At 49.6% G+C, this 18,665-nt stretch carries 17 protein-coding genes and 1 pseudogene; 15 read left to right on the plus strand and 3 right to left on the minus strand.

Annotation, left to right across the window (positions count from 1 at the left end; genetic code table 11):
* Positions 1 to 101: 101 nt before the first annotated feature.
* Complete coding sequence (locus tag ABYP73_RS03670; protein ID WP_372944319.1) at positions 102 to 1,121, minus strand: glycoside hydrolase TIM-barrel-like domain-containing protein; 1,020 nt, start codon at positions 1,119 to 1,121, stop codon at positions 102 to 104.
* 104 nt (positions 1,122 to 1,225) lie between these two features.
* On the opposite strand from ABYP73_RS03670, the gene ABYP73_RS03675 reads away from it, so the two are divergent.
* The 15 genes from ABYP73_RS03675 (at position 1,226) to ABYP73_RS03745 (ending at position 17,461) form a co-directional block, all read left to right on the plus strand.
* Positions 1,226 to 2,584, plus strand: a complete 1,359-nt coding sequence (locus tag ABYP73_RS03675) for an NAD(P)/FAD-dependent oxidoreductase (RefSeq protein WP_372944318.1) — start codon at positions 1,226 to 1,228, stop codon at positions 2,582 to 2,584.
* 6 nt (positions 2,585 to 2,590) lie between these two features.
* Positions 2,591 to 4,171 carry a 4Fe-4S binding protein gene (locus ABYP73_RS03680; RefSeq protein WP_372973473.1) on the plus strand — a complete coding sequence of 527 codons (1,581 nt, stop codon included), beginning with the start codon at positions 2,591 to 2,593 and terminating at the stop codon, positions 4,169 to 4,171.
* A gap of 58 nt (positions 4,172 to 4,229) precedes the next feature.
* Positions 4,230 to 4,919 carry a glycosyltransferase family 2 protein gene (locus ABYP73_RS03685; protein ID WP_372944316.1) on the plus strand — a complete coding sequence of 230 codons (690 nt, stop codon included), beginning with the start codon at positions 4,230 to 4,232 and terminating at the stop codon, positions 4,917 to 4,919.
* A 1-nt stretch (position 4,920) separates the two neighbouring features.
* Positions 4,921 to 6,405 (plus strand): cellulose synthase family protein, encoded by a 1,485-nt coding sequence (locus ABYP73_RS03690; protein ID WP_372973474.1) that lies wholly within the window; start codon positions 4,921 to 4,923, stop codon positions 6,403 to 6,405.
* Positions 6,406 to 6,538: 133 nt separating this feature from the next.
* Positions 6,539 to 7,903 (plus strand): mannosyltransferase, encoded by a 1,365-nt coding sequence (locus ABYP73_RS03695; protein WP_372973475.1) that lies wholly within the window; start codon positions 6,539 to 6,541, stop codon positions 7,901 to 7,903.
* A gap of 213 nt (positions 7,904 to 8,116) precedes the next feature.
* On the plus strand, positions 8,117 to 8,731 hold the full coding sequence (locus tag ABYP73_RS03700; protein WP_372944313.1) for a GNAT family N-acetyltransferase: 615 nt from the start codon (positions 8,117 to 8,119) through the stop codon (positions 8,729 to 8,731).
* A gap of 1 nt (position 8,732) precedes the next feature.
* On the plus strand, positions 8,733 to 9,944 hold the full coding sequence (locus tag ABYP73_RS03705) for an argininosuccinate synthase (RefSeq protein WP_372973476.1): 1,212 nt from the start codon (positions 8,733 to 8,735) through the stop codon (positions 9,942 to 9,944).
* On the plus strand, positions 9,937 to 10,911 hold the full coding sequence (gene argC / locus ABYP73_RS03710) for an N-acetyl-gamma-glutamyl-phosphate reductase (RefSeq protein ID WP_372973477.1): 975 nt from the start codon (positions 9,937 to 9,939) through the stop codon (positions 10,909 to 10,911). Before ABYP73_RS03705 ends, argC begins: the two co-directional genes overlap by 8 nt.
* Before the next feature lie 26 nt (positions 10,912 to 10,937).
* On the plus strand, positions 10,938 to 11,732 hold the full coding sequence (proC, locus tag ABYP73_RS03715; RefSeq protein WP_372944310.1) for a pyrroline-5-carboxylate reductase: 795 nt from the start codon (positions 10,938 to 10,940) through the stop codon (positions 11,730 to 11,732).
* 1 nt (position 11,733) lies between these two features.
* Entirely contained in the window at positions 11,734 to 12,861 is a 1,128-nt protein-coding gene (locus ABYP73_RS03720; RefSeq protein ID WP_372973478.1) for an aspartate aminotransferase family protein, read from the plus strand.
* Positions 12,858 to 13,799 (plus strand): acetylornithine carbamoyltransferase, encoded by a 942-nt coding sequence (locus ABYP73_RS03725; protein ID WP_372944308.1) that lies wholly within the window; start codon positions 12,858 to 12,860, stop codon positions 13,797 to 13,799. The genes ABYP73_RS03720 and ABYP73_RS03725 overlap by 4 nt, the downstream gene beginning before the upstream one ends.
* Positions 13,796 to 14,575, plus strand: a complete 780-nt coding sequence (gene argB, locus ABYP73_RS03730; RefSeq protein ID WP_372973479.1) for an acetylglutamate kinase — start codon at positions 13,796 to 13,798, stop codon at positions 14,573 to 14,575. The genes ABYP73_RS03725 and argB overlap by 4 nt, the downstream gene beginning before the upstream one ends.
* Entirely contained in the window at positions 14,572 to 15,654 is a 1,083-nt protein-coding gene (locus tag ABYP73_RS03735) for a M20 family metallo-hydrolase (protein ID WP_372944306.1), read from the plus strand. Before argB ends, ABYP73_RS03735 begins: the two co-directional genes overlap by 4 nt.
* Positions 15,655 to 15,674: 20 nt before the next feature.
* The gene (argH, locus tag ABYP73_RS03740; protein ID WP_372973480.1) at positions 15,675 to 16,958 is read left to right on the plus strand and encodes an argininosuccinate lyase; all 1,284 of its coding nucleotides are present in this window, start codon (positions 15,675 to 15,677) and stop codon (positions 16,956 to 16,958) included.
* Between the two features lie 68 nt (positions 16,959 to 17,026).
* Positions 17,027 to 17,461 (plus strand): BLUF domain-containing protein, encoded by a 435-nt coding sequence (locus ABYP73_RS03745; RefSeq protein WP_372944304.1) that lies wholly within the window; start codon positions 17,027 to 17,029, stop codon positions 17,459 to 17,461.
* A 5-nt stretch (positions 17,462 to 17,466) separates the two neighbouring features.
* Here ABYP73_RS03745 and ABYP73_RS03750 read toward each other — a convergent pair whose 3' ends face one another.
* Positions 17,467 to 18,309 carry a pseudouridine synthase gene (locus ABYP73_RS03750; protein ID WP_372944303.1) on the minus strand — a complete coding sequence of 281 codons (843 nt, stop codon included), beginning with the start codon at positions 18,307 to 18,309 and terminating at the stop codon, positions 17,467 to 17,469.
* Positions 18,310 to 18,362: 53 nt separating this feature from the next.
* A pseudogene (locus ABYP73_RS03755) lies at positions 18,363 to 18,665 on the minus strand (ubiquinone biosynthesis protein UbiA); the annotation flags it as partial.

Consider the following 18,665-nt stretch of genomic DNA (forward strand, 5'->3'; position numbering starts at 1 on the left):
AGTATCATTTTGCCCGTATTCATTGGCTGTATTTCCGCGGAAAAGGGCCCGATGTCCTGTACGCCTATTACGACAAGCACATCAAACAGACCGGATAAGTCTTATTGAGAATTAGCCTGTTGGTAGAGCTTATAGAACGCGCTGATCACCTCCTGGGCAGGTTTGTTCTGCGGGGTGAACCGGTTGTCCTCAGGGCCGCCGGACCTCTCGTGATTCGTGAACCACTTCCATACGAATCCGCCCGCGAACCAGTCTTCCTCCCAAAATGATTCAAAGAGGGCCTTTTTGGCATTGGCCTGCCCAACCAGGTTTACTTTTTCCTCCCCCCTGGTAACCAGCCAGGGTTTTTTGGCCGTGTAATCCATGCTTCTGTAACCGAATTCTGTAAAGAGCACCGGGCGATTGACAGCTTCCGAAAATGAGGCGATCTTTTCTTTCCACGGCTTCCATCCCTCCTTGAGTTCCTCAACGGAAGGGGTCTGGGTCTCCGATAAGGGAAAATATGCGTCGATTCCTATATAATCAAGCGTCGCCCAGAAAGGGGTCCTCCCGTATTCATCCCAGTTGGCGGCATAGGTCAGTTTTCCCGAATAACGTTCCCGGATCTTCCCGATCAGGGCCTTCCAGTATTCGGGCCTTGCACTGACAAACCTTTGGAGTTCCGTACCAATACAAAAGATCTCCACTCCGGTCTCCTCAGCCAGGGAGGCATAGGTCAGGATAAAATCCTCATAACTTGCCTCGAGAAGCTGCCAGTTTTCCTCCGTTTCCATTCTCAGTTCTCCGGTAAAGACACCCCTCCAGATCCAGATCTGTGGTTTTAGCATCACCCTGATCCCGTTTCTGTGTAGCAGGTCGATATACTGCTTTGCTCCTACCCTTGTTTCCCCGAACCATTGGCGGTCCGTATCAAAAATGATCTCGGGGGAGTTCACCTCCCGGATAAAACCAAAAGGCATCACGGCCGCATGTCCCGCATGGATCTTTTTCACGGGTTCGATATGTGCCTCCGTAGCCCTGTCCCTCGACGCTACAAAGCTCACCCCATTGATCTTGCCCACGAACTGACTGCTGCAGGATATTTGCAGTAAGCCCATCATAAGGAGAAAAATCCGTCTCATCAGAAGTGCAGGTTTCTCTCAAAGCTACAATTTTTTAAAACCCATTTAAACCCGGGGATTGTTAAGTTCTTATCTTTAATCCGACTGAAGAGCAAAACCTGAACATGTCCACAGAGACGATCGCTATCATAGGAAACGGTATTTCCGGGATCACAGCCGCAAGGCACATCCGAAAATTGTCAGATAAGCGCATCATCGTCATTTCTTCTGAGAGTGAGTTCTTCTTTTCCCGAACAGCCCTGATGTATGTTTACATGGGGCATATGAAATTTGAACATACCCAGCCATACGAGCATTGGTTCTGGAAGAAGAACAGGATCGAACTGGTCCATGATTACGTGGAAAAAGTGGACCACCAGAAGAAGAGGCTGCTGTTAAAGGAAGGTCAGCCCATTCTCTACGATACGCTTATCATCGCCACGGGTTCCCGGCCTAACAGGTTCGGCTGGCCAGGCCAGGACCTCAAAGGCGTGCAGGGCCTTTACTCCAGGCAGGAACTCGAGCAGCTCGAGCGAGATGCCCCGGACAAGGAGACTTGCCACAGGGCCGTGATCGTGGGAGGCGGACTTATCGGAATTGAACTTGCCGAGATGCTGAGGAGCCGCGACATCCCTGTGACCTTCCTGGTACGGGAAAGCAGTTTCTGGAACAACGTACTGCCGGAGGGGGAGTCACAGATGATCAACGAACACATCCTGGAACACCATGTGGACCTGCGACTGAGCACTAACCTGGTGGAGATCCTGGCCGACGAGAACGGCAGGGCCAGGGCAGTGATCACGGACAAGGGGGATACCATCCCCTGTAACCTGGTCGGACTCACCGCCGGGGTAAGCCCGAACATTGATTTTCTAAAAAATTCCGGAATAGTCCTGAATAAAGGAGTGCTGGTGAACCGGTATCTGGAAACCAACATCCCAGACATTTATGCCATCGGGGATTGCGCCGAACAAGAGGAGGCGATTGGGCAGCGGAGGACAGTGGAGGCCGTCTGGTACACAGGACGGATGATGGGGGAAACCGTAGCTCAGACCGTGTGTGGTAATCGGAGGAAGTACAGCCCCGGGCACTGGTTCAATTCGGCTAAATTCTTCGATATCGAATACCAGACCTATGGATGGGTCCGTAGTGAGCGTTCGCGCCCGGAGGAGGAAACGCATTTCCACTGGCGACATCCTGAGGAAAAGATCTGTATCACCGCAGCCTTTGATACTACAAATCGAAAATTCATGGGGATCAACACCTTCGGGATCAGGATGAGACACGAAGTAGTGGATCGCTGGCTGACCGAAGGCAGGAGCATAGACCATGTGATGGAATACCTGAAAGACGCCAACTTCGATCCGGAATTTTACAGACCGTACGAAGAACAGATCGTTTCTGCCTTTAACGCCACTTTCGGAACACAGATCAGGCCCAGGAAGAAAAGCTGGAAACGAATCTTGAATTTTACTGGAAGCTAGATGCCCATGAAAACGATCAAAAATACCGGACTTATCCTCTTCCTGATCGGACTCGCGATCTTTTCTGCTCTTCCCTTTTTGGGGACCTTTTCCCTGTCTTCATCCGAGATCGATCAATGGGTTGAGCAGAAGGGAATAAAAAGTGAATTGTTCGCAGCGGCCCTGCAGGAAGATGTGGCAGACAGGAGCTTTCAGGGCATGATAGAGCTCTCCCCGGTTATAGAAAAAAGCCTTGACGAAGCAAATGCCGCCCATCGCAAGAACAGGGAATACGACAAGGTGATATACACCAAGGCCATGGACATGGCCGCCGAAATCGGAAAAAGGGCTGGCACCGGTTTTATCGCCGAAAATAGGGGCCTTATGTGGTGGGCCACTTTTGGCCTCGGGATCCTCGGAGCCCTGATGTTCATCCTGCCCAATGTAGTGCTTCTGGGTGCGAAAGGCATCAAGAACAATGGTATTTACCACCGGAATGCCACCAACCGCGGGTGGATCGCCTGGGGAGTCTTCTTCTACCTCATCGCCTTCTACCTCGTCCTGTACTTCAGGCCACAATACGCAGTTAACTGGACCTACCTCATGGACCCCATCAGCGAGAAGCTCAGCGGCAACCCGGCCGGCCACTGGTTTGTCTACGGTTTTATGTATTGCACGGTCATGGTGGTGATGGGTATTAGAATGTATATCAAATACAGGCACAACCGCTACCAGATGATCCGGACCACCTCTGTGCTCTTTTTTCAGATCGTCTTTGCCTTCCTGATCCCGGAGATCATGGTGCGGCTACAGATGCCTTACTACGACTTCAAAAATGCCTTTCCGCTCGATTACGACTTCTTCTTCCAGTGGAACCTGCGTTCCCTGATCAACAGTGGGGGCATCGGCATATTTATCCTGGTCTGGGGCATCGTCCTCACCTTAGTGATCGTACCTGTGATGGTCTACTTTTTCGGGAAACGCTGGTACTGTTCCTGGGTTTGTGGATGCGGCGGACTTGCCGAGACCCTGGGTGATCCCTACAGGCAACACTCCAGTAAGACCCTCTTGTCCTGGAGGATAGAACGGTGGCTGGTCCACGGGGTACTGGTATTCGCGGTAGGTATGACTCTGATGACTCTTTACAGTTTCTTTTCGGAGACAGGGACCGTACTCGGCATCAAGACCTCGGGGGTACAAAACGCCTACAGCCTCTTTATCGGATCTCTATTTGCCGGGGTGATCGGGACAGGGTTTTACCCGATTTTCGGGAACCGGGTATGGTGCCGTTTCGGCTGTCCCCTGGCAGCTTACCTGGGGTTTGTTCAGCGCTTTAAATCGCGGTTCCGGATCACTACCAACGGAGGGCAGTGCATCTCCTGCGGGAATTGCTCCACCTATTGTGAGCAGGGGATCGATGTGCGCGCCTATGCCCAGAAAGGAGAAAATATCATCCGGTCCAGTTGTGTGGGATGCGGCATTTGTGCCGCGGTCTGCCCCAGGGGCGTTCTCAAACTGGAGAACGGACCGGAAAAAGGGAGGATCAATCCCACTGAGGTCCTGTTGGGCAATGATGTGAACCTGATGGAGCTGGTGAACAGGAAATGAAAGTGCTGACCTATTTTTACTCCCCTGAATTTCCAGGTACTTTTGCCAGACCCTGTCCATGAAAGAGATCGTCGTCATCATTCCCGCATATAACGAAGGTAAGTCCATAGGCCGCGTGATCGCCGAGATCCCCTCTGTAGTTGAGGAGATCATCGTGGTCAACAACCATTCTACAGACAATACGGCTGCCGTTGCCGAAGAGGCAGGGGCCACTGTGCTCTTTGAGGAAAACATGGGTTATGGGAATGCCTGCCTCAAAGGAATTAATTATGTGTCCGGCAAATCCAAAACCCCTTCGATTGTCGTATTTATGGACGGAGATTATTCGGACTATCCGGAAGACCTCCACAAGGTGATCAAACCGATCCTGGACGGAGAAGTGGATTTTGTGGTGGGAGCCAGGTCCAGTGCTTTGCTCGAAAAGGGCGCAATGACCCCCCAGCAAAGGTATGGAAATGCATTGGCCACGTTCTTAATGAGGTTGATATACGGATCGAAATTCACGGATCTTGGACCTTTCAGGGCTATCAGGTATGACACCTTAATGGCCCTGAATATGGAGGACAAGACCTACGGCTGGACGGTGGAAATGCAGTTGAAAGTGCTAAAAAAAAGAATAGCATATACCGAAGTACCAGTGCGTTACAAGAAAAGAATTGGCATTTCAAAAGTGTCTGGTACCATAAAAGGTACTATATTTGCCGGCATGAAAATCCTGGGTTGGATATTTAAATACAGCATAAAATAAAATGGGTTTAACAATTTCTTACATTATCATCGGAATTTACAGCCTGGCGCTGGTCTTGATCTTTTTTTACAGCCTGGCGCAACTGAACCTGTTGCTGAACTACCTCGGTTTTAAAAGAACACAGGACGAGGCGCCGAAATTCAACCTTTTGGATCCCAAAGAGATTCCATCGGTGACCATCCAGCTACCGATCTACAATGAAGAATATGTAGTTGAACGCCTCCTCGACAATATCTCCAAGATCGCTTATCCCAAAAGCAAACTCGAAATTCAGGTCCTGGATGATTCCACGGACAATTCCGTGCACCAGACTGCAAAACGAGTGGCAGAGCTGCAGGAGAGCGGACTCGACATCAAACACATCCGAAGGGAAAACCGACAAGGTTTCAAGGCCGGGGCCCTGAAAGAGGGACTCAAGATCGCCAAAGGGGATTTTATCGCCATCTTTGATGCCGACTTCCTCCCGGATCCGGACTGGCTCAAGAAGACCGTTATTTACTTCAAGGATGAGGAGATAGGCGTGGTACAGACCCGTTGGGGACATATCAACCGGGACTATTCCATCCTGACCCGTATTCAGGCTTTTGCCCTGGATGCCCACTTTACCCTGGAACAGGTAGGGAGGAATGCGAAGGGCCACTTTATCAACTTTAACGGAACCGCCGGTATCTGGAGGAAAGAATGTATCCTGGACGCCGGGAACTGGGAAGGGGATACCCTCACCGAGGACCTCGACCTCAGCTACAGGGCTCAGCTTAAGAACTGGAAATTCAAATACCTGGAAGATGTAGAGACTCCAGCAGAGCTGCCTGTGGTGATCAGTGCCGCGAGATCTCAGCAATTTCGGTGGAACAAAGGGGGTGCGGAAAACTTTAGGAAGACCGTCATGAATGTCATTACGGCAAATAACATTCCCTTTAAGACCAAATTTCACGGAGTGATGCACCTGCTCAATAGCTCCATGTTCCTCTTTGTGTTCCTTGTAGCCATCCTGAGCATCCCTATGCTTTACATCAAGAATACGTACGGACATCTGGGATGGGTATTTGAGGTGACCAGCTTTTTCATCGTTTCAACCATCATTTTGTTTATTTGCTACTGGTTCACCTATAAAAGTATACAGGGCAGCAGTTTTGATAATTTCATCGATTATATCAAGTTGTTCTTTACCTTTTTCTCCGTGGCCCTGGGCTTCTCCCTCCATAATACGGTGGCTGTGCTCGAAGGCCATATGGGCAAGAGGAGTGAGTTTGTTAGGACACCTAAGTTTAACATCAACAGCCTGACGGATAGCTGGAAGGGCAACAAGTACCTGGCCCGCAAACTGTCACCAAACATGATACTGGAATTTGCGCTGATGGTTTACTTCCTGTTTGGAATGTACAGCGCCATCCCGCTGAATGATTTCGGGCTGTTTCCGTTTCATTTTATGCTGTTCCTAGGATTTGGGTTTGTCTTCTTCAATTCCCTTACAGCAAAAGCATAGTACGTTACACGACACGATTAGCCTTCTATTAATAAATGATGAAGAGCCTCCGAAGTATCCCGGAGGCTCTTTGTTTTTTCAGGGATTCCTCTTTTTTTCTGTTATTTGCAGAAACCAACTACCCTTTCATAGGATGTCGAATGCCCTGCTGAGGTACTGGAAACTCCACAAGGTCTCCCTTCTGCTCTCCTTGCTTTGCGGATTGCTCTATTATGCATTCGGTTACCACCTGGAACGTTCGGAGTTTACCAAGCTCTTCATCCTGTATGCCCTGCTGTTCTTCCTTTGTTATAAACTGATACAGTTCGAAAAATGGAATTTCAGGGTATTGCTGGTCCTGGGGCTGATCTTCCGACTGATCCTGTTCTTTTCCATCCCCAATCTCTCCCAGGACTTTTACCGATTCCTTTGGGACGGACACCTGGTGATTGCCGGGCAAAATCCCTACCTCTTCACCCCTGCCGATCTGCCGGAGGATTTAGATTCCCTGATCCCATTAAGTGAGTACCTTCTCAATGGAATGGGCCCACTGAGCGCCTCACATTTCAGTAACTACCCCCCTTTGAGCCAATTGCTTTACGGGGTCAGTGTCTGGCTGGGAGGCGGCAAGGTAATGGGTTCACTCCTGGTCATGAGGACCATTCTCCTGCTGGCAGACCTGGGAATCTTCTATTTCGGGAGGAAATTGCTAAAACTCCTTAACAGGTCACCTCATCTGATTTTCTGGTATTTTCTCAATCCGCTCGTGATTGTAGAACTAACAGGCAATGTGCACTTCGAAGGACTGATGCTTTTTTTCCTTCTCTATGCGGTCTACCTGATCCACTCCGGTAAGTGGGTGCCGGCTGCCCTTGTTATGTCCCTGTCTGTTTCCGTAAAACTCATCCCCCTGATGTTCCTGCCACTTTTCTTCAAAACCTTCGGCATATTAAGAGGGGGACTATTTAACTCGATGGTTGTCTTAGGAGTCCTTATCACTGCCATTCCTTTTCTCCATCCTCAATTTTCAGAAAATTACACGGCCACCCTGTCCCTCTGGTTCTCAAATTTTGAATTCAATGCCAGTATCTATAACGTAGTAAAGAACCTGGGCAACAGAATCGATATAAAGCCCTGGGAGATGATAAAGACCTACGGCAGGATATTTCCTTTCCTGGTGATCCTGTGGGTCGGCGTCCTCTCATGCCTGAAAAGGAACAAAACTTCCGGGGGACTCATTTTGTCCATGCTTTTCATCCTTACGTTTTATTTCCTGCTCGCCCCAACCGTACATCCCTGGTATATCATTTCCCTGGTGATACTCTGCCTTTTTACAGATTTCAGGTTCCCCCTTGTTTGGTCTGCAGCCCTTGTCCTGAGCTATACTGCCTACCGCACCGATCCCGAGGTTGTAGAATCCATGGGCTTTCTCATCGTTGAATATTTGTCGGTATACGGCTTCCTCATCTACGAATTGTTTAAACTTCGAAGTTTTAATTCGATAATTCCCAAAAATTAGGCGTTCATTAAGGCTGATTCAATATAATTTGTACATTTGGAACTGATGAAAACGAAAGATCACATCATTTACCCTTTCCACGCTGTCCCAGCCTGGAATAATTTTGTGCCTTCCCGCCGTCGCCCGTAAGGGTGTTCTTCTGTTCTGGAAATAGGTGAGTCCATTTCCGCATCGATCCTCAAGCCATTTTTATTTCGACTAATTTTAACAGCAATGGATATTGTAATTGCTAACGAATCCCACATTAAATATGCATCGGTCATCAGCGAGACCATTTCGGAGTCAGCCAAGGTAAGGGGCACCGGTATCGCTAAAAGAACACCAGAGTACATTATCAAGAGGCTGGTCAACGGCAATGCCGTGATAGCCCTGGACGGGGAACGTTTTGCCGGATTCTGCTATATCGAGGTCTGGGGGCACCAGAAATTTGTGGCGAATTCCGGGCTGATCGTCCATCCGGACTACCGGAATCAGGGCCTGGCCAAGAAGATCAAGAAAGCTATATTCGACCTTTCCCGGAAGAAATTCCCGGATGCCAAGATCTTCGGGATCACCACCGGGTTGGCCGTGATGAAGATGAATTACGAACTGGGGTACAAACCCGTCACCTTCTCCGAGCTCACGGATGACCCCGACTTCTGGAAAGGGTGCCAGACCTGCAAGAATTTTGATATCCTCACCCGAACAGAGCGAAAGATGTGCCTGTGTACCGGGATGCTCTATGATCCGGGCAGTTCAGCCCTGGACAAAAGGAAAATGAACAGCAAGACTTTTCTGCGATTGAAAAGCATCAAAGAACAACTCCTGATCAAAAAGAAGAAAGCCTGACATGAAAAACGAAAACAACAAAAAGAAAAAACTGGTACTTGCCTATTCCGGAGGCCTGGACACCTCGTATTGTGCTGTGCACCTGTCTGAGGACCTGGGCTACGAAGTACATGCCGTGAGTGTCAATACCGGGGGTTTCTCAAAAGAAGAGATCGAGGAAATTGAGAAAAGGGCCCTCAATTTGGGCGTACATTCATACAGATCCATAGATGCCATTCAGACCTTTTACGAGAAAGTGGTCAGGTACCTCATCTACGGAAATGTCCTGAGAAACAACACCTATCCCCTTAGCGTAAGTGCCGAAAGGATCATACAGGCTCTTGAGATCGTTAATTATGCCAGGGAAGTGGGTGCTACAGCCATTGCCCACGGCAGTACAGGGGCCGGCAATGACCAGGTGAGATTCGATATGATCTTTCAGATCGAAGCTCCGGAGATAGAAATCATCACCCCGATCAGGGACGAGCAACTATCGAGGGAGGAGGAGATTGACTACCTCAAAAAGAAGGGAGTACCTTATTCCTGGGATAAAGCGAAATATTCCATAAACAAAGGCCTATGGGGCACTTCCGTGGGTGGGGCTGAGACCTTAACCTCTGAAAAAGGGCTTCCCGAAGAGGCCTTTCCAAGCCCTTTGAAGCAAGAAGCATCCCGAGATATCACGCTTACCTTCACCAAAGGAGAATTGACCGCCCTGAACGGAAAGCAGGACGACCCGGTTAACAACATCCGAAAACTGGAACAAATGGCTTCTGCCTATGCCATTGGGAGGGATATCCACGTAGGAGACACCATCATCGGTATCAAAGGCAGGGTAGGTTTCGAAGCGGCTGCGCCACTGATCATCCTGAAAGCCCACCACTTGCTGGAGAAACACACCCTGAGCAAATGGCAGCAATTTCAGAAAGAACAGCTCGGAAATTTCTATGGGATGCTGTTGCACGAAGGGAATTATCTCGATGAGGTAATGAGGAATATAGAGGCCTTCCTAACGGATACCCAGAGATTTGTAAGCGGGGAGGTATTTGTAACCCTGCATCCCTATCGATTTTCGCTGAACGGGATTCGCTCTGAGTACGACCTGATGTCTGCCAAGTTCGGCAGCTATGGGGAGATGAACCGGGCCTGGACGGCGGAAGATGCCAAGGGGTTTATCAAGGTCCTTTCGAATCCCGGGAAGATCGCTAACCAGATAAACAAAGTCCATGATTAAAGCAGGTATCATAGGAGGTTCCGGGTATACGGGAGGTGAGCTCATCAGGATCTTGCTCAACCACCCCCTGGTAGAGATCGATTTTGTCTACAGTACTACCCGGGCAGGGACTAAGGTCTCCTCGGCACATCCCGATCTCCTAGGGGTGACCTCCCTCAATTTTACAGATAAGATAGACCCCGATACAGATGTGGTTTTCCTTTGCCTGGGCCACGGGAACTCCATGAAATTCTTGCAGGAACACAGCTTCCACAAAGAAACAAGGATCATAGACCTCAGTCGCGATTTTCGTCTGAAGGAAGACAGCAGTTTCCAGGGCAGGAATTTCGTATATGGCCTGCCCGAACTCTACAGGGAGGACATCAGGAATGCGAAAAATATCGCCAATCCGGGGTGCTTTGCCACTGCAATCCAGCTCGCCTTGCTCCCGCTTGCAGCGGCCCGGTTGCTCGGCAAGGAGGTTCATATAAATGCCACCACGGGGGCTACCGGTGCAGGGGCAAGCCTATCGCCTACCACTCACTTCAGCTGGCGGGAGAACAATATGTCTCACTACAAGGCCTTTACCCACCAGCATCTGGATGAGATCGAAGAGAGTCTCTCCTTCAGGCAAACCCGGGATTTCAAACTCTGGTTTGTCCCTAACAGGGGTGATTTTACCAGGGGAATCTGGGCCACTGCCTATACGCGGTTTAGCGGAACCCCGGAAGATGCGTATGAACTTTACCGAGATTTCTATGCCCAGGCTCCCTTTACTAATGTCTCCCAGGACCCTATATCCCTGAAACCCGTCGTCAATACAAATCATTGCCATTTACACCTGACGGTTTACGAAGGGATGCTACTGATCAGTTCGGCCATTGACAACCTGCTCAAAGGGGCTAGCGGACAGGCCGTACAAAATATGAACCTCATGTTTGGTTTTGAGGAAGAAGCCGGATTGGGACTCAAATCCATCGTATTTTAATAAAGAACCTAAACGTTGACAAACAAATGAAAATAGCGATCATCGGAGCAGGCAACCTGGGAATTTCCATAGCCAAAGGCATCCTCCACAGCAATGGGGCTACCACCATGTTCCTGACCAAAAGACATATTGATTCAATTAAGGAGTTCGAAAAGTACGGGAATGTGACCGTGACTTCGGACAATGGCAAGGCCGTCAAAGAATCGGACATCCTCATCTTTGCCGTGCAACCCGGACATTTTGAAGCCATCCTGCACGAGGTAAAAGAACTGCTGACCGAAAAACACGTCATCATTTCCACGATCACAGGGTTTAGCATCCAGAAAATTGAGTCGGTCATCGGAAAAGAGGCCTACATCGTAAGAAGTATGCCCAATACGGCTATATCCGTTGGCAAATCCATGACCTGTTTATGCAGCAATGCCATGGGGGCCAAACGGATAGAGCTCGCCAAGGCAATTTTTAACCGAATGGGACATTCCATGGAGATACCCGAATCACAAATGCAGGCGGCAACGGTCATCTGTGCCAGCGGTATCGCCTTCTGGATGAGGTTGATCAGGGCTACCACCCAGGGGGCCATACAATTGGGATTCGATGCAAAGGAGGCCCAGGAACTCGCCATGCACACCTGTAACGGGGCCGCGGCCCTGCTGATCGAATCGGGGAACCATCCCGAAGAGGAAATAGACCGGGTGACCACCCCAATGGGTTGCACCATCGAAGGCCTGAACGAAATGGAGCACCAGGGATTGAGTTCCTCTCTCATCAGGGGAATTGTCGCTTCCTTCGAGAAGATCAGTCTGATTAGAAAAGGTTGATATGGAACTCTTTGATGTATATCCCCTCTACGACATAACTCCTGTCTCTGCCAAAGGACTGACCCTGGTAGATGACCATGGAGTGGAATACCTGGACCTGTACGGGGGGCATGCTGTGATCTCCATAGGACACGGCCATCCCCGGTATGTAAACAGGATCAAAGAGCAGCTGGACAAAATAGGGTTTTACAGCAATGCCGTCCAAAACCCCTTGCAACAGCAGCTGATGGATACATTGGGGAGACTCTCCGGATGTGACGATTACCGCCTGTTCCTCTGTAATTCAGGTGCCGAGGCCAATGAAAATGCGTTAAAACTAGCTTCTTTCCACACCGGGAAAAGCAGGGTGATCGCCTTTCACAATAGCTTTCACGGGCGTACCTCGGCCGCCGTGGCTACCACGGATAATCCCGGGATCAACGCTCCGATCAACAAACAGCAACAGGTAACCTTTCTCGATTTTAATGACATCCCATCCCTCGAAAAGGAGGTCCGAAAAGGGGATGTCTGCGCCGTGATCCTTGAAGCTATTCAGGGTGTGGGCGGACTCGATGAGCCTTCGACTCATTTTTATAGGGAACTTTCAAAGTTGTGCAGTGAATACGATGTTGTCCTGATCGCAGACGAGGTACAATCCGGATTTGGGCGTAGCGGTAAATTCTTTGCCTTTCAGCACCATGGCGTACATCCGGATATCATTTCCATGGCCAAAGGGATGGGAAATGGTTTCCCGGTAGGTGGGATCCTGATCCATCCCAAATTCAAGGCCTCTCACGGGATGCTCGGAACCACCTTTGGTGGTAATCATCTGGCCTGTGCAGCCAGCCTGGCTGTCCTCGAGGTACTGGAGGAAGAACACCTCATCAGGAACGCCTCTGAGGTGGGGGATTATTTCGCAGCATGTGCCGCAGGTATCCCGGAAGTAAAGCGGATTAAGGGAAGGGGGCTGATGCTGGGACTTGAATTTGATTTTGAAGTGGCCCCGTTGAGAAAAAGGCTGATTGTAAACCAGCACATATTTACCGGGAGTGCCAAGGATAAGCACGTTTTGAGGATCCTGCCTGCTCTCAATGTAAGCAAGCAACAAATCGATCATTTTTTTGCAGCGTTAAAAAAGGAACTGGCATGAAACACTTTCTCCACGTAGATGATATCGACTCTTCGGCTTCCTGGCTGTCCCTGGCAGCGGAATGCAAGAAAGAACCGTTTAAATTTGAGAAGATGGGCAAGGGTAAAGTACTGGGGCTCCTTTTTTTCAACAGCAGCCTGCGCACCCGTCTCAGCACTCAAAAAGCGGCCTACCACCTCGGAATGCATTGCATGACCATGAATATCGGCAGCGAAGGCTGGGCTCTGGAATTCGAGGATGGGACCATCATGGACCAGGGAAAAGCAGAGCATATCAAAGAAGCGGCCCAGGTCATTTCCCAGTACTGTGATGTCCTGGGGGTAAGGGCATTTGCCTCCCTGGAGAACAAGGAGAAGGACGAGGCAGAACAGGTCCTCAATGGATTTAAAAAATACGCCGGTATCCCCATCCTGAACATGGAAAGTGCTACGGGGCATCCGCTTCAGGCACTTGCCGATCTGATCACGATAACAGAACATCAACAGACCAAAAGACCCAAAGTAGTACTCTCCTGGGCTCCTCACCCAAGGGCCCTTCCTCAGGCTGTAGCCAATTCCTTTGTGGGCATCATGAGGAACAATCCCCAGTTCGAATTCTGTGTGACACACCCCCGCGGGTATGAGCTCAACCCGGAAATTGTAAGGGACAGTCCTGTCTACTACGATCAGAATGAAGCCCTTAAGGATGCTGATTTTGTCTATGTAAAGAACTGGAGTGCCAGCAGTCCTTACGGTGCGGTCCTGAACAATGACCCTCACTGGATGATCACCCCCGAAAAATTAGGCAAGGCCTACTTTATGCACTGCCTGCCTGTAAGGCGGAATGTGATCGTGGAAGATGCCGTACTCGACGGGAATAACTCACTGGTCATAGAACAGGCCAACAACCGAACCTATGCCGCTCAGGTGGCCCTGATGAAAATACTGGAATCCCTATGAAACCTGCATTATCTGTCATAAAGATCGGTGGTAATGTCATCGAAAACAACACCGAACTCACCCGCTTCCTGAAGCTTTTCGCAGCTGTGGAGGGACCCAAGATCCTGGTCCATGGCGGGGGAAAAAAGGCGACCCGACTCAGTGAAAAACTCGGGATCAGGACCAACATGGTCGGCGGCAGGCGCATCACCGACAAAAAAAGTCTGGAGGTTGCCATCATGGTCTATGCAGGGCTTATCAACAAGTCCATTGTGAGCCAGTTGCAGGCGATGGAATGCAATGCCATAGGTCTGAGTGGAGCCGATGCCGGAATCATACAGGCCGTAAAAAGACCCCCAGCCCCTGTTGATTTTGGTTTTGTAGGCGATATTGTTTCAGTCCGCACCAATGCCCTGTGTACTTTCCTCGACACGGGTCTGGTACCCGTATTCTGTGCCCTTACGCACGATGAGAAAGGGCAGATACTCAATACCAATGCCGATACGATAGCTTCCGAGCTGGCCATCGGACTGAGCAAGGACTACAGCACCACCCTGTTCTATTGTTTTGAAAAATCCGGTGTCCTTTCAGATGTTGAGGACGATCACTCTGTCATTCCCCATATCAACAAACAGACCTATTACAGCCTGATCAAGGAAAAGACGATAGGTGAGGGGATGCTCCCCAAACTCGAAAACTGCTTCCATGCCCTGGACCATTCCGTGCACAAAGTATGTGTAGGCAATATCGACATGCTACAGGCCAAACCCTCGATCTTTACAACATTGACATTATGAAGCAAGACATCTCTTCCCTGACCGCAGACGCCATCGAGCTATTGAAAGATTTGATCGCCACACCTTCTTTCTCCTCGGAAGAAAGTGATACAGCCATGCTTCTCGAACGGTGGTTCATGAATAGGGGAATTCCACATCAACGCGAAGAGAACAACGTATATGCGTTCAACAAGCACTACGACGAAAGTAAGCCTACCCTCCTCCTGAATTCGCATCACGACACGGTAAGACCCAACACCGCCTATACCAGGGACCCCTTCCTGCCGGCTGTGGAAGACGGAAAATTGTTCGGTCTGGGCAGCAATGATGCCGGTGGGGCTCTGGTTTCCCTGATCGCTGCGTTCACGCATTTTTATGACAGGGATGGCCTGTCTCACAACCTGATCATGGTAGCCTCAGCCGAAGAGGAAAGTTCAGGGCCCAATGGTTTAAATTCCATGCTGAAAATACTCCCCCGGATCGATGTGGCCATCGTGGGAGAGCCCACACTCATGCAGCTGGCTATCGCAGAAAAGGGACTTGTGGTTTTCGATGCCGAAGTAAAAGGGACACCTTCACATGCAGCCCATCCCAATGAAGACAATGCCATCTACAATTGCATAGACGTCCTGAAATGGTTCCGGGAATTTCGTTTTCCCAAGGTGTCCGAAGTACTGGGGGAGGTAAAACTGACCGTGACCCAGATCAATGGGGGGAGTCAGCACAACGTGGTTCCCGCCGGAGTGAACCTCGTAATCGATGTGCGGGTGAACGATCGGTATACCAACCGGGAGGTGGCCGACATTCTGCAGGAAAAGGCCCCCTGTAAATTACAGCCCAGGTCCCTTCACCTCAACTCCTCATCCATCCCCAAGGACCATCTTCTTGTACAAAGCGGGATAGCACTGGGTAGGGAAACCTATGGCTCCCCTACCCTGTCGGATCAGGCAGCCCTCAGTTGCCCTTCCCTTAAAATGGGCCCGGGTGACAGCAAACGGTCACACAGTGCTGACGAATTTATCTGGGTCTCCGAGATCGAGGAAGGGATCGCATTGTATATAGAATTACTCACTGGATTTTTACTCACAAAATCCGCATAACCCTCAAAATCCATCACATTATGAAACTATGGGAAAAAGGTTTGAAAACGGATAAAAAGATAGATCGGTTTACGGTAGGAAACGATCGGGAACTGGATCTCCTCCTGGCCAAATACGATGTCTTGGCCTCCATGGCTCATTGCAAGATGTTGGCATCCATCGGGCTGCTGAGCCAAGAAGAAAGTGAGGCCATTCTTTTGGAGCTGGACGCTATAGCACTTTCGATCAAAAAAGGAACCTTCACCATTGAGGAGGAATTTGAGGATATGCATTCCAAGATCGAATACCTGCTCATCCAAAAGCTGGGAGACACCGGGAAAAAGATCCATACGGCCCGATCGAGGAATGACCAGGTACTGGTAGCCATTCAATTGTATATCAAAGAGGAATTAAAAACGGTGAAGCAACAGGTTTATGACCTGTTCGACCTGTTACTGAACCTGGCCGATGCCCATAAAAAAGTCCTTCTCCCCGGGTATACCCATTTGCAGGTGGCCATGCCATCTTCGTTCGGTCTGTGGTTCTCCGCCTATGCGGAAAGCCTGGTCGACGATATGATCCTTCTTAAGGCCGCCACCGCCATAGCGGACCAGAACCCACTGGGTAGTGCCGCCGGATATGGAAGTTCCTTTCCTATTGACCGCGCTATGACCACAAAAGAACTGGGCTTCAGCACCCTGAAGTACAATGTGGTCGCGGCCCAGATGGGCAGGGGAAAAGTGGAAGTTTCCACTGCGAGGGCCCTGGCTTCGGTGGGGGCCACCCTGGCAAAACTGTCCATGGACATTTGCCTTTACATGAACCAGAATTTCAATTTTATCTCCTTCCCGGACGACCTCACCACCGGGAGCAGCATCATGCCCCATAAGAAGAATCCGGATGTGTTTGAACTGGTGCGTGCCAAATGCAACGTCCTACAGGCCCTGCCCAATGAACTGTCCATGTTGCTGACCAATCTGCCCAGCGGATACCACAGGGACCTCCAGCTGACAAAGAACAGCCTGGTACCGGCCATACAGGAATTAAAAGCCTGTCTCGACATCCTGACTTTTAGCCTCAGGAAGATCAAAGTGAAGGAAGATATTCTTGAAGATCCCAAATACGATCTCCTTTTTACGGTAGATGCCCTTAATGATCTTGTAAAAAACGGTATGCCTTTTCGGGATGCTTACAAAGAAATAGCTTCCCAGGTTGCAAAGGGTGAATTCCGGTCTTCTAAGGATGCAGTCCACACGCATATGGGCAGTATCGGCAACCTCTGTCTGAAGGAGATCCGCCTGAAGATGGAGCGATTTTCAAAGTGAGAACGATACGGCTGTCTCTTTTTCTTTTATCTTTATTCCGATAACCAAAACCAAAAAGAGAACAACCCATGTTCAGCCTGGTGTATCGTTCAGTAGCAATGCCGGAATTTACTCTGGACCAGATCCAGGAAATGCTCATAAAAGCCCAAGAAAATAACCGTACCCTGAGAATCACGGGTTGCCTGCTCTATCATCAGGGAGAATTCATCCAGTACCTGGAGGGAAATCAATACAGGGTTCTGACACTATTTGACAAGATCAAGGCCGATCCCCGACACAAAAATGTGGAACTTCTCAGCTACGAAGAAAGGGAAGACCGTGTCTTTTCATCCTGGGATATGGCTTATGAGAATTTCTACGGGGAGAACGCCCAGATCACCCATTTAAAACTTTTGGTGGAAGAGTATTTGGACGAGAATATCGTACACGCGGATAACCATCCGGCCGGTGCCGCGTTCTGGAATACCGTGGGGACTTTACTGGCGGCAAGACCCTCCGTATAAGTCTGCTATTGCAGCATCCCCAGGTTGATGACCTCCTGCTTGGTTAAATGTCTCCAATGCCCCCTTGGCAGATCTTTTTTGGTCAGGTTGGCAAAGACCACTCGGTCTAGTTTGACCACATCGTACCCCAGGTGTTCAAAAATCCTTCTGACTATGCGGTTTCTTCCGCTGTGGATCTCGATCCCAACTTCTTTTTTCGGGGCGTTTTGGAGGAAGCTCACCTCATCTACCTGGATCAGTCCATCCTCCAGCATAATGCCTTCCTGTATCCGCTTGAAATCCGCTGCCGTGAGGTTGCGATTCAGCTCTACGTGGTAGATCTTCCGCACCCCGTATCTCGGGTGGGTAAGTTTCTTGGCCATGTCGCCGTCATTGGTAAAAAGCAGCAGCCCGGTGGTATTCCGGTCTAACCTTCCCACGGGTACTAACCTCGATTTTGAAGCATTGGAGATGAGTTCCATGACGGTCCTCCTCCCTTTTTCATCTCTGGTGGTGGTGATAAAATTTTTGGGTTTGTTGAGTAGTACATATTCCTTTTTCTCCAGACTCAGAAGACGACCGTCAAAACGCACTTCATCGGTAAGCTTCACCTTGTATCCCATTTCAGTGATGGTCTTCCCGTTTACGGTGATGTTCCCCGCGGTGATATAGGTATCTGCCTCTCTTCGGGAGCAGACACCGGAGTTTGCGATATACTTATTTAACCTGATGAGATTTGGATCCGGAGGCTGGATATTTTCTCTCTTCTTCTTGATAGGGGCATTCCCCCTGGCAAAGCTCTTGCGCCTGAAATTTCCGTCTCCCCTGCCTGAGAACTTTCCTCCTCCACTATTATCAAACCTGCTCATGGTGTAATTTTTATCAAAAATAGGAAAATGCCGGCTGTCTCAAAGCCCGGGGATCACAGGATTCGGTTAAGGACCAGGTCCACATTGATTAGCAGGATACTGAACACCCCTGAAACAATGATAAATTTAAGGATGTTGTGAAGCCATACGTAATGTTTTTTGGAGCTCGATTTCCACATGAGTATAAGGAATACGATCAAAAGGAACATGGCCAGGATAAAATAGAGGTACATATAGCCTACATCGAAGATCTCGATGAGCAGGAATGCCGGCAGAAGGGCCAGTAATAGGAGAAAGGATATGATGATCTTGGAGTATCGGGTGCCGAAAAGCACCGGAATGGTCTTGTAATCCAG

This window comes from Muriicola sp. (genome assembly GCF_041567615.1).
In the GTDB taxonomy this organism is placed as follows: domain Bacteria; phylum Bacteroidota; class Bacteroidia; order Flavobacteriales; family Flavobacteriaceae; genus Muriicola.

Coding starts and splice junctions, on each gene's coding strand:
- ABYP73_RS03695 (WP_372973475.1), top strand. CDS start 6,539: ATGTCGAATGCCCTGCTGAGGTACTGGAAACTCCACAAGGTCTCCCTT.
- ABYP73_RS03720 (WP_372973478.1), top strand. CDS start 11,734: ATGGAACTCTTTGATGTATATCCCCTCTACGACATAACTCCTGTCTCT.
- ABYP73_RS03700 (WP_372944313.1), top strand. CDS start 8,117: ATGGATATTGTAATTGCTAACGAATCCCACATTAAATATGCATCGGTC.
- ABYP73_RS03705 (WP_372973476.1), top strand. CDS start 8,733: ATGAAAAACGAAAACAACAAAAAGAAAAAACTGGTACTTGCCTATTCC.
- ABYP73_RS03680 (WP_372973473.1), top strand. CDS start 2,591: ATGAAAACGATCAAAAATACCGGACTTATCCTCTTCCTGATCGGACTC.
- ABYP73_RS03685 (WP_372944316.1), top strand. CDS start 4,230: ATGAAAGAGATCGTCGTCATCATTCCCGCATATAACGAAGGTAAGTCC.
- ABYP73_RS03690 (WP_372973474.1), top strand. CDS start 4,921: ATGGGTTTAACAATTTCTTACATTATCATCGGAATTTACAGCCTGGCG.
- proC (WP_372944310.1), top strand. CDS start 10,938: ATGAAAATAGCGATCATCGGAGCAGGCAACCTGGGAATTTCCATAGCC.
- ABYP73_RS03735 (WP_372944306.1), top strand. CDS start 14,572: ATGAAGCAAGACATCTCTTCCCTGACCGCAGACGCCATCGAGCTATTG.
- argC (WP_372973477.1), top strand. CDS start 9,937: ATGATTAAAGCAGGTATCATAGGAGGTTCCGGGTATACGGGAGGTGAG.
- ABYP73_RS03675 (WP_372944318.1), top strand. CDS start 1,226: ATGTCCACAGAGACGATCGCTATCATAGGAAACGGTATTTCCGGGATC.
- argB (WP_372973479.1), top strand. CDS start 13,796: ATGAAACCTGCATTATCTGTCATAAAGATCGGTGGTAATGTCATCGAA.
- ABYP73_RS03745 (WP_372944304.1), top strand. CDS start 17,027: ATGTTCAGCCTGGTGTATCGTTCAGTAGCAATGCCGGAATTTACTCTG.
- ABYP73_RS03725 (WP_372944308.1), top strand. CDS start 12,858: ATGAAACACTTTCTCCACGTAGATGATATCGACTCTTCGGCTTCCTGG.
- argH (WP_372973480.1), top strand. CDS start 15,675: ATGAAACTATGGGAAAAAGGTTTGAAAACGGATAAAAAGATAGATCGG.
- ABYP73_RS03750 (WP_372944303.1), bottom strand. CDS start 18,309: ATGAGCAGGTTTGATAATAGTGGAGGAGGAAAGTTCTCAGGCAGGGGA.
- ABYP73_RS03670 (WP_372944319.1), bottom strand. CDS start 1,121: ATGAGACGGATTTTTCTCCTTATGATGGGCTTACTGCAAATATCCTGC.